Origin of the sequence: Pseudaminobacter soli (ex Li et al. 2025), from assembly GCF_003012705.1 — a bacterium.
Classification (GTDB): Bacteria; Pseudomonadota; Alphaproteobacteria; order Rhizobiales; family Rhizobiaceae; genus Pseudaminobacter; species Pseudaminobacter soli.
Genome location: NZ_PXYL01000074.1, coordinates 1 through 546, shown reverse-complemented (window position 1 = coordinate 546; position 546 = coordinate 1). Strand labels below are relative to the sequence as shown.

Below are 546 nucleotides of genomic sequence, written 5' to 3'. Positions count from 1 at the left end.
GGGCCCGTACACAAGCGGCCTACCGCGAGGGTTCGGAAATCAAGTTTGTCAGGGTAGAGCAATCCGGTAGCCCGCCGGCCTTATAAGCTGGAGGCTCAAATCCTCCCCCGCGACCAGTTGACTATTCACCGATGTGGGCTGCTTCGTACTGCAATCCACGTGCGTAGATGCGATTGAGGATATCGCATGCCGTTTCGGCGCGAAACTTCTGTCGATTGACCAGGAGCTGACCACCGAGGGAGGCGGGCCGATCGCGGGAACTATCCCAGACTTTCCATGTACCGTCGCAGTCAGCGACGCATTCAAAACGTGGTTTCATCAACAAGCGGCGCCTCGCTAATTTATCCCCTCCCGTGGATGATCATTGAGCTCGCGGGCGATACTGCAACTCAAAGGATATGTCACCCGTAAAATCGTCGGCCGGACGCTCCATGAGCAGGGTCTGCGCTGCCTGGATTGCGCCGATCGCCTCCACGAGAGTCTCCGCAACTTCCGCATCGGTAGATTCGTCGACTAGGTTCGCCGCTTCGTTGAGGCAGTAGACTA

The 546-nt window shown here is 57.5% G+C and carries 1 protein-coding gene; it reads right to left on the bottom strand.

All coding sequences use genetic code 11. The annotated features are described in order from the left end of the window. Positions 1 to 361: 361 nt before the first annotated feature. Positions 362 to 546: hypothetical protein (locus C7I85_RS31475; RefSeq protein WP_210203117.1), on the bottom strand; the 185-nt coding region annotated here is incomplete at its 5' end.